This window comes from Bradyrhizobium sp. UFLA05-153 (assembly GCF_054185185.1).
Window position 1 is genome coordinate 1 of the sequence record NZ_JBBIAM010000203.1, and the last position, 9,177, is coordinate 9,177.

Sequence of the window (9,177 nt, forward strand, 5' to 3'; positions counted from 1 at the left end):
GATGCGCCCGTTTCTCGCCCAGTTCAGCGAACCGGTGTGGTCAGGTCACTTGCCATCCTGGGCGGACTTCATCACCGAACCTCAGGATTTAGGTTTTCGGTATGCACAACGCCCTCTCGTTGGCTGTACCCTGTTTGATCACGTGTATCAAAAATGGATACACGCCCGGGTTTCACTGATTGTTCCGGGAGGCATGTGGCTTCGGTCCCGCGTTCCCCGGCGGGTGGCGCCTATCAAGCAGGAGCGCCAGTCTCTCTTTTTAGCTGACGATTTCCTTGACCTTGATGCCGCGCAAGGCCTCGATGCAGTCAGCTACCAAATGCAAGAACTCTTGCCGCTTTATGCTTTTCGCCTGACGACCTTCCATATTTATGAGAATGAATCTCGCCATCTCGTGGGCAACTTCAAACTGCGATTTGCCCGTCACCGCAATATCAATTTTTTCCGCCATCTCGCTACCCGTTAGCTGTAATTGTGAAACAGCAGCCTATGGGAGGGAAAGCCGGTGGGCGAGTCGAGTTGAGGAGATCTGCTTTCGCAAAGCCGCGACGTCTTTGCGATGGCCCGTCAGTTCACGCCGGCGGGCCTAAACACCCGCTCGATCGCCGGATGGCTGCGGTTTTTCGCCTTGATCCAGAACTTCTGCCGACCGCCTCGGTACGGCCGATCGCGGTGCTTGGACACAAGCCCCTACAGGCCCATGCGGCAGGCTGCCCGGAATAGGTCCGGCCCGATCTCGCCGCGCTCGAAAGGCGCAACGGTGATGCCGTCAGGCCGGCGCGCCAGCGCGTCGAAAGCAGGGTCGGGTAAAGCTTGCGGGACTATTCTGTTCGCGATATGTTCTCACGGCTCACCGATTCCCGCAAGCGAGCCGCTATGGCTGATCAGATCGTCATCACGGAGAAATCCAGCCAGGCCAAAGACGTCCGCGCCGCCGTCGGTTCTCGTTACGGAGAAATCCTTCCGGCCGAGGGTCATTTATTCGATCTGCTTGAGCCTGAGGATGTTGTGCCGACCTGGAAGCGCTGGTCGCCGATCCTGCTGCGGCCCGAAGGTCTATACGGCACTCGCCCGGCAGAGGGCGGAAACAAAGCCGCCAAGCTCAAAGCCATTCGCGAGGCGCTGCGCACCGCCAAGCGGGTTTGGCTCGCCACCGATTGCGACCGCGAGGGTCAACTCATCGGTCAGGAAATTCTGGAGCATTACGAGTACCGCGGTCAGGTGATGCGGGTACTGTTCACCGCGCAGGACTCACAGACGATCCGCGACGCATTCGGTCGGGCAAAACCAAATGCCGAATATGCTCGCCTTTACGCCGCCGCCGTTGCGCGCCGGCAGGCCGACCAGATCTACAACTTGTCACTCACTCGCACCGCGACCGTCATTCTTGGGCAGGGTTCGCGCCGCGTGATCGGCGTGGGTCGCGTGAAGACGCCGACCCTGGCCATCGTTTGCACCCGCGAGCTGGAAATCCGGAACTTCGTGCCAATCGCCTACTTTGAAGTTGTCGCCACCGCGAAGGTCGCCGGCGGCCAGTTCCAGATGCGCCATGCGCCGCAGGAGCGAATCCGCAAGCATGAGGTTGCCGAGACCGTCGTCAAAGCCGCTCAAGGTTTCGAGGGTGCGCTTGGCGTACGCGTCGAGGACAAGCGGCAAGGACCACCCAAGCTGCACGATTTGCCGTCGCTGCAAAAACTGTGCGGATCGCGCTTCGGCTGGCCGGCCAGCAAGACGCTCGAGGTGGCGCAGGAACTCTATGACGGCCAGGGCAAGAAGATCATCACCTACCCTCGCGCCGAGGTGCGCTACCTGCCGCAGAGCTTGATATCGGACGTGCCGTGGATCGTGGCGGGACTGCGGATGGGCCAATCGTTCAGCGCGATCCCCGTGCCCGATCCGCCGGTCATCCGCAAAGGCGCGAGCGGCACTTTCTACGACAAGGGGCTGGATGGCGCGAGCCATCACGCCGTCATTCCCAACGTCAATACGGTCGAGAACCTGCGGGAGGTCTGGCCTCGCCTTTCGTCCGACGAGAAAAAACTCTTTGACGTCATCGCGCGCGCCTACCTGGCCGCCCTGATGCCCGACTTCCGTTATCGGCAGACTACCGCAACCCTCGACGTGCGCGGCTTCGAATTCCGCGCCTCCGGTCGTCAGCCCATCGATCTCGGCTGGCGCGCAGCATTCCCGGACTGGCAACCTGCCGACGAAAAGGGCGACGATGCGCAATTGCTTCCGCCGCTGCTCAACGGCGAGACCGCGCAACTGCAGGATCCAAAAATCGAGGATAAGGAGACCCGGCCACCGCCGCGCTACAGCGAAGGCACCCTGATCGAGGCGATGCAGAATGCCTGGCGTTTTGTTGACGATGAAGTTCTGCGAGAGCGATTGAAGGAAGCCAAGGGCATTGGCACGCCTGCGACCCGGGCCGAGATCATCGGCGGGCTGAAGAAACAAGGTTTCCTGATTGCCCAAGGAAAGCACATCGTGCCGACCGAGACCGGCCTGTCGCTGTTCGGCGTCCTCAAGCAGGCCGATCCGGCGCTGGTCGATCCGGGCGTGACGGCGCAGCTTGAATGCCTGCTCGACGATGTCGTTGTCGGCAAGCAGGAGATGGTCGGCGCGATTGACGCCGTGTGCGATGTCGCCCAGCGCATCATCGGCAAGCTCAAGGACGGCGCCGCCAGCGGAGGGCCCCCCTTGCCTGGTGCTGTGGTCGGCAACGGCGCCGGAACGTATCCGCCAACGCCTGCAATGAAGCGCTTTGCCGACAGTCTCGCCCGGCAGAAGGGCATCAAGCCTCCGCCCGGCTACAAGACGTCGATATCGATCTGCAGCGCGTTTCTGAAGGAACACGCACCCAAGAAAGCCGAGGGTGAAACAACTGGGAAGCTCGAACCAAAACCGGTTAGTCCGGCGCAGATGTTGTACGCCAAGAGAATCGCGCAGGGGAAAGGCGTTGTCATTCCTGACGAGGCCAAGGCCAACTCGGCGGACCTGTCGGCCTGGATTGACTCGCACCGAGACACCAAGCGCCGCAAACGCGGTCGCAAGACTGGCTACAGGCCGGCTGGTTCAGCAGCGCCACAATCGGCGGGGCTGAAAAAGAGTTCTCGGAAACGCAAAGCTGGCGCTCCGTCGACTCCCGGCCAGCCAAATCCGGTAGCCGGGACACCACTGCGGATTCCTTATGGCAACAAGGACGTCGCGATGAAGCTTGGCGCCCGTTATGACTCGGCGGGGTGGTATGCGCCGCCCGGAGTTGATCTTTCTGCATTCAGCGAGCGCGGATGGCTTTGATGTCCGGCGAATGTAGACATCGTATTCCGTCTCTCGAAGGTGGCTGGGTACAGCGCGATCGGACAGGTGACGAGCGAAAGTCGAAGGAAGCCATTCCAGTTGGCTCGTGGATCCATGTACACGGTACTCCGAACGTGCGAGAACCGAAGTGGTACGATCCGCCGAGAACCCGCCATGGATCAAGGCGCTCGCCGGGGCGATCATTGTCGCGATTGATCAGTACGCCGAGGCGGCTCCTGGAAACCGAGACTTCTTTCTGAACCGGCCGTATAGCATCGACGGCGGCGTTAGAGATAACGTTCCCTAAAAAAGTGCCAAGCGATACGGCCGATTGTTAGTTATCCCATGAGTAGACCTGTTCGCCGCGATCCGTAGAGACAACAACCTTAACGCGATCGCACTGCGGCAAGACCTTGATCATGTCGCCGGTACCAAGCTTCTTCGGCAGGGAAGCCATTAAGCTTGCGCACTCTCATTAGCGAGAATGTCCGTAACAGTGATGTCTTGATCTTGCGCGACTTGATCTCAGTGCCACCTACATGCGCGATGGGAGACACCGCATGGGAAAGAGTCTCACTTTCGCAATAGGCGACATCCACGGTTGCTTTGAAGAGCTCAGGACCCTCCTTGACTTCTGCGGAAGGTGCGCAGGCAACGTTGAGCATGAATTCGTTCTTGTAGGCGAGGCCCCGCGTTCGATGAAGTCATTGCATATTTGATGAGAGAGCAGGCCACGGGCCCGCGGCGACTTCGTTGCCTGCTGGGAAACCATGACAGCATGCTTTCCGTGGCTGCGAACCCGGCTCGCACCGATGCTGACCTGATGCAGTGGTGGGCGAACGGCGGGGAGGCAACATTGGACGCTTACGGGCTGGATGATCCTTCCGATCTACCAGCGGATCACCTGGCATGGATAAGATCGCTGCCCTTTTGTCTGCTCGAGAACAATCGGTTCTTTGTTCATGCAGGCATACGGTCGGGTGTCTCTCTCAACGCTCAGTCCGAACACGACATGCTTTGGATACGCGAGCCATTCTTGTCTTCAGAGCTTTGGCACGGTGCCCTCGTTGTACATGGTCATACGCCGACAGCAAGCGGTGCTCCTGATGCGCGAGCCAATCGCATCAATCTTGATACAGGAGCCTGCTTCGGTCGCCCCCTCACCGCGGCAGCATTCGACCCAGACGAACTCGGCCCCGTGTTCTTTGTGAACAGCGACGGCTTGCGGTTCACAACGTCGACTGCATCCGCACCAAAGTAGCCGAACACCACTTTGCGCATTAGACGCAGCGAATGGCTTGGATATACGACGGATCGTCGAACAACGCCGCCGAACGCGAGCTACGGGCCGTCGCCGTGGGAAGAAGAAATTGGACCTTCGCCGGCTCCGATGAGGGCGGCCGGCGCGCGGCCGCCATCTACACCCTCGTCGCCACCGCCAAGCTCAACGATATCGATCCGCAGGGGTGGCTCGCCGATGTCCTGACCCGCCTGCCGGATCACCCCGCCAAGCGCATCAACGAGCTTCTGCCTTGGAACTGGCGCCCTCAGAACATTGCTCACGCTGCTTGAGCGCAATCAGCCATCCGCCGAAGCCGACCTGACCAGGGTCGTCGCCGGATGCATACCTTGTGCACGCCTGTGCGCACGGGCGGGAGCGCATCCAAAAGCGGTGAGGCGCATCACCCTCGGCGAATGCAAGGCGACCTGCTGGATCCGCCATTTGCGACGGATCCCAGTCTAGGGAGAAGTCCGCAAGGTAAACCGATTCACGGTTTGGCAATTCACACAGGCTGTGCGACCGCGGCCCTTCCAGCGAGAACAGGTCATCGGCTATTGGTTGAGCCGCCTAAAGGGCACTACCGTTTAGACGGCTTGCCAGGCGGTGTAGTCATGCTGGCCGACCCAGCAAAGAATTTCCGTCCTGCATTCCCAGCAATCGAAACTACCGTAACATCGGTGTCGATGCTTATTTTGCGTGGCTTGGTAGCCCGCCCCGCACTTGGGGCAGGAGAACATAACGGTAGCTTGGGCGCCGCCATTCATTCAGGCCAACGTGACATTGATCGAGACGATTCCAAGGCATCCGGTGCTGCCAACCGTCCTGGCGCGCTGACGTCGGCCGCTTTTGAGGGGCGGCAGCGTTCGCCTCTCAGTGGAACTGAAAGCTAAACGAACGCGTTTAAATTGTGCGCCGGCCGCACCGGCGCATTGGAATGGCTCGTCTCCCCCTGCAGCTGGGGCCGCACTTAACCCAACCGCAAAAAGGAGGACGCCATGATGCGGGATCCTTGGACCATAGCGGCGGTCGTGTTCGCTTTTGGCATCATTGCCTGGGTTCTCGTAGCAGAGCGCCCTCAAAACAGTTCGCTACGGATGGAAACGGCCCACTCATTGAATGCCGATCCTGACTTGCGGTTAGTCTCTGAGCGCAGCGAATACATGCGGACGGAACGCTGACAAAGCGCCCGAAGAAAATCGGTCGTGTCTCCAGAGATGGTGTCGCTCGGTAGAGCAATGAGCGCCTCGCGCTGATGGCTGCTTGCGTTTGTGTCCTAATTCCTACACTGCGACTGAAAACGCGTCTGCGTGTCGCCTTTCTAACAGACAAGTCAAATCTGTTTCGTTTAACCTGCTCTTACCGGAATCAGTCATCGGCTGGGGAGGCGAAAATGGATCGTTCCCTGATAACTGACCTGCCGCGCGACAAATATGTCGCGCGGTGCAAGCAACGAGCCCTCGCTTATCTCGACCGCGACGATCTTAAAAACGCGGTCGCCGCGTTTGTCAGCAGTATGAGCGCCCGTCCCGATTGCGAATTGCCACACCACTTGGCAGCGCTTGGCGTTTTGCTGCTGATGGGCAACGATGCGCTCGGCTGGAGGACGCTGATCGAAGAATTCAGGTGATAATCACCGAGAGGTTTTGGCCTCACGCCGGCGCAGCGCCTTGCGGCTGGTCACCGCGGTAAAGCCGACCTCGATAGCACCAGGCATCACAATTCGGGCAGACAGGGTGAATCATCATGTCGATCGTCTTCGGGGGTTTTCGACTTGGCTTGGTGTTGGCAGGTGCGGTCACCGCGTTGACGTGGCCTCACGCGAGCGCCGCCTATTCGCCGGAGCAGCAGCAGGCCTGCGCACCCGATGCGCTGCGACTCTGCTACGCCTTTATTCCCGATGTCGATCGCATCAAAGTCTGCATGATCCGCAATAAGTCGCAGCTCTCACCCGCGTGCCGCGCGTTCTTCCGGTCGGGGCGTGAACCGCGTGAGCAAGATCCGGCGCAGAAATTGCAACCTGATCTATGAGGCTAAGTTCGGGATACAGGAATTGCCAGCCGGATCGGCTCAAAGACATTAGCAGCTCGCGCAATATTGTTAGTACACTGTTTGACTTGAACAATTGCCGGGATTTGCGTTTCATTGCCGCCAATTCCGGGGCTTGAGTTCCGGAAAAATCCCCGGACTGATTTCGCTCTGCAGAACGTCCGCCGGCATGGCATACCAACGGCGTCGCGCCACGCAGTACGCGCGCCACGCGTCCTCAAATTGCGAACGCCGATAGCCCTTCGCGCTCCTGCTTTTGGCACCGCAAGCGACGGCTCGCAAAGCTGATCGGCAAGGCCAAGCGGCGAGCCGTCACGCGCGAACAGATGAACTGCAGTTCCCAAAAATTCTCGCCAAATTTCTCGTGCCCGAGGCTGTGAATCGGCGTCCAAATTTCCGGACGTCGATTGACAGGTTCTGGTATGCCGATCACCTGAACTCTTTGTGTGCTAAATATCGCTTGAGTCTGCGCAATATGCCTGGCGCTCCCAGCGCGAGAGAACGCGCAAAACTCCGTCACAGTCGGATGCGCCCCCCGCTGTTGATGAAGGCTTGAAGACGGACGCGCTGCCAGGCGGCGCCGCTGTCGTCGTAGTCACCCGACACCCAGCGCATGCTCGTGTCGTATCCGCCAAATTTGGAGAGCGCCGCCGCGCCGGCAACGGCAATCGCCACGTCATCGTGGCCGCGGTCGGGATGAGAGATAGTGTCCCGGCCAACCGCGCTTGTGCGACGCACAAGCCCAACGATTTGGCCTTGAAGGCGATCATTGCGCGGCAGGACGATGCGGCCACTGTTCAAAAGCGGCAGGAGATCGCGGAACAATTCACTCTTGGTCTGCTTGGCCAAGTCATACGCGATGCCATGCTTGCGGAATAGCTCGCGCGGAAACTCGCCGGCGTATCGGTCGCCGGTCACACGGCTGACACGATAGGATTTCAGCAGCGCCGCGAAGTCATCGACCACCGCATCAGGAGAGAACGGCGGTCGGGCCTCGCGAATGGCATCGATGATAATCCGGTCCTCGGACTTGTGCGAGATTGCCAGCGCGAAGCTGTCATCGGAGCCGCCGCTCGGATCAGTGAAAGCTCGGTAAAAGTTGTTTGCCGCCGGCAGCATCTCGCGATAGTCACCAGTGCAGGCTTCGACGATTTCGACTGCGACGAAGCCCTCGACATCGGTGCGGAACTCCGCGAAAGAATCGGCCCGTTGGCTGCGGCCGCTAAGCGGTCATGGCTACCCGCCCTCGGACCTGCCGGAGCTTGTCATTGGAGAGGGCTGCGGTGCAGCAGCCGGCGGCGGCAGGGGCTGAGACTGATAGAGCTGCGACTGCGGATATGGTGGTTGCGGCTGCGCATATTGCGGCAGCTCACGGCGCTCCGCCGCTTCCTGCTGGAGCGGGGCATCGCCGTGCGGCAAGGTCTGCATTCCCTGCGGTCCGAGTTGTCGGGTATCCTCGCGACGCGCACCGATGTGCTCTTGCCTCGCATGTTGCGCATCATCGAGGATCTGGCTGGCGACTGGCGCCGGCTGGATGCGCGTATCGAGGGGCTATCGAGCGAGATCGAAACGCTGGCCCGTCAAGATAACGCCTGCGAGCGGCTGATGACGGTGCCTGGCATAGGCCCGATCATCTCGAGCGCAATGGTGGCTGCGATCGGCACTGGAGACGTGTTCTCGAAAGGCCGCGACTTCGGCGCCTGGCTTGGACTTGTGCCGAAGCAGATATCGACCGGCGACCGCACGATCCTCGGCAAGATATCAAGGCGCGGCAATCGCTACCTGCGCGCGCTGTTCGTGCAAGCCGCATGGGTCGTGCTAGTCAGGGTCAAGTGCTGGGAGCGCTATGGCCGCAAATCTTGGATCGAAGCCGCCAAGAAGCGATTGCACCGCAACGTACTGGCGATTGCGCTCGCCAACAAGCTCGCCCGCATCGCGTGGGCGGCTCTCAACAAGGGACGCGCCTTCGCGTGCGTCAAGACCGATGCGATGGCGTCCCGTCCAGCGTAATCCTCGCGCCATGCTCGGGCCCGTCAAGGCATGGCCTGGCAGCAGGACGCGAGAGGCAAGACAAGCGCGATGGCCAACCTTGACGGCCCCTGCGCGCGGCGCGTCTGCACGCGCAGGCCGGGACAAAGGAACGGCCGCTAGGCACGAACAAAGGAACAGCGCAAAAATGAGGAGCTATCGATGATGTAGTTTAGTCTGCCCGCCAAGGTCTACGAGAGGATGAGACGACGATGGAGTGATCGGCCTTCCCGGCGCCTGCGAACACTGGTGACCCAACTAGCCCGTTCGAGGCTTATCCGAGAATCAAGTCGCATGCGCGCTGATATCCATGGTGGCCCGGAGCACACGCTCCAACCAGAGGCCGTATACAGTAATGCAAGACCGCATCAACCAGGTCGACGAACCTCTTGCACCGCACGGCCGGACCATACATTGGGTCAATCGCGACTGAGCTGGTCGGGTAGAAATTCCGGTGATGTCCGCTATGCTTTCAAAGCGGAAGTAAATTCAACAGGCGCACGCTGGATTGCTATGCGGCC

General features: G+C 60.2%; 8 protein-coding genes and 3 pseudogenes. 7 read left to right on the plus strand and 4 right to left on the minus strand.

The window, feature by feature from the left end:
- Window positions 1–466: hypothetical protein (locus Q2941_RS48960; RefSeq protein WP_458197154.1), on the plus strand; the 466-nt coding region annotated here is incomplete at its 5' end.
- Between the two features lie 101 nt (window positions 467–567).
- Here the strand turns inward: Q2941_RS48960 and Q2941_RS48965 are convergent.
- Window positions 568–786, minus strand: a pseudogene (locus Q2941_RS48965) (ATP-dependent DNA ligase); the annotation flags it as partial.
- 90 nt (window positions 787–876) lie between these two features.
- On the opposite strand from Q2941_RS48965, the gene Q2941_RS48970 reads away from it, so the two are divergent.
- Window positions 877–3,300, plus strand: coding sequence for a type IA DNA topoisomerase (locus tag Q2941_RS48970; protein ID WP_458197155.1), 2,424 nt, complete (start codon window positions 877–879; stop codon window positions 3,298–3,300).
- 386 nt (window positions 3,301–3,686) lie between these two features.
- On the opposite strand, the gene Q2941_RS48975 is transcribed toward Q2941_RS48970, so the two are convergent.
- Entirely contained in the window at window positions 3,687–3,965 is a 279-nt protein-coding gene (locus Q2941_RS48975; RefSeq protein WP_458197156.1) for a hypothetical protein, read from the minus strand.
- 113 nt (window positions 3,966–4,078) lie between these two features.
- Between Q2941_RS48975 and Q2941_RS48980 the strand changes: the two genes are divergently transcribed.
- From Q2941_RS48980 to Q2941_RS48995, 4 genes and pseudogenes are all read left to right on the plus strand, one after another.
- Entirely contained in the window at window positions 4,079–4,561 is a 483-nt protein-coding gene (locus tag Q2941_RS48980; RefSeq protein WP_458197157.1) for a metallophosphoesterase family protein, read from the plus strand.
- A 56-nt stretch (window positions 4,562–4,617) separates the two neighbouring features.
- Window positions 4,618–4,872, plus strand: a pseudogene (locus Q2941_RS48985) (transposase domain-containing protein); the annotation flags it as partial.
- 1,100 nt (window positions 4,873–5,972) lie between these two features.
- Window positions 5,973–6,209: a hypothetical protein gene (locus Q2941_RS48990; RefSeq protein ID WP_458197158.1), complete on the plus strand. Its 237-nt coding sequence runs from the start codon at window positions 5,973–5,975 to the stop codon at window positions 6,207–6,209.
- A 116-nt stretch (window positions 6,210–6,325) separates the two neighbouring features.
- Window positions 6,326–6,610: a hypothetical protein gene (locus tag Q2941_RS48995; protein ID WP_458197159.1), complete on the plus strand. Its 285-nt coding sequence runs from the start codon at window positions 6,326–6,328 to the stop codon at window positions 6,608–6,610.
- Window positions 6,611–6,845: 235 nt separating this feature from the next.
- On the opposite strand, the gene Q2941_RS49000 is transcribed toward Q2941_RS48995, so the two are convergent.
- Window positions 6,846–7,061 carry a hypothetical protein gene (locus Q2941_RS49000; RefSeq protein ID WP_458197160.1) on the minus strand — a complete coding sequence of 72 codons (216 nt, stop codon included), beginning with the start codon at window positions 7,059–7,061 and terminating at the stop codon, window positions 6,846–6,848.
- 83 nt (window positions 7,062–7,144) lie between these two features.
- Entirely contained in the window at window positions 7,145–7,747 is a 603-nt protein-coding gene (locus tag Q2941_RS49005; protein ID WP_458197161.1) for a hypothetical protein, read from the minus strand.
- Window positions 7,748–8,008: 261 nt separating this feature from the next.
- On the opposite strand from Q2941_RS49005, the pseudogene Q2941_RS49010 reads away from it, so the two are divergent.
- A pseudogene (locus Q2941_RS49010) lies at window positions 8,009–8,638 on the plus strand (IS110 family RNA-guided transposase); the annotation flags it as partial.
- Between the last annotated feature and the right edge of the window lie 539 nt (window positions 8,639–9,177).

Bases quoted from the DNA above. Each gene is read 5' to 3' on its own strand.
- Q2941_RS48970 (WP_458197155.1), top strand. From the start codon at position 877: ATGGCTGATCAGATCGTCATCACGGAGAAATCCAGCCAGGCCAAAGAC.
- Q2941_RS48975 (WP_458197156.1), bottom strand. From the start codon at position 3,965: ATGCTCAACGTTGCCTGCGCACCTTCCGCAGAAGTCAAGGAGGGTCCT.
- Q2941_RS48980 (WP_458197157.1), top strand. From the start codon at position 4,079: ATGCTTTCCGTGGCTGCGAACCCGGCTCGCACCGATGCTGACCTGATG.
- Q2941_RS48990 (WP_458197158.1), top strand. From the start codon at position 5,973: ATGGATCGTTCCCTGATAACTGACCTGCCGCGCGACAAATATGTCGCG.
- Q2941_RS48995 (WP_458197159.1), top strand. From the start codon at position 6,326: ATGTCGATCGTCTTCGGGGGTTTTCGACTTGGCTTGGTGTTGGCAGGT.
- Q2941_RS49005 (WP_458197161.1), bottom strand. From the start codon at position 7,747: ATGCTGCCGGCGGCAAACAACTTTTACCGAGCTTTCACTGATCCGAGC.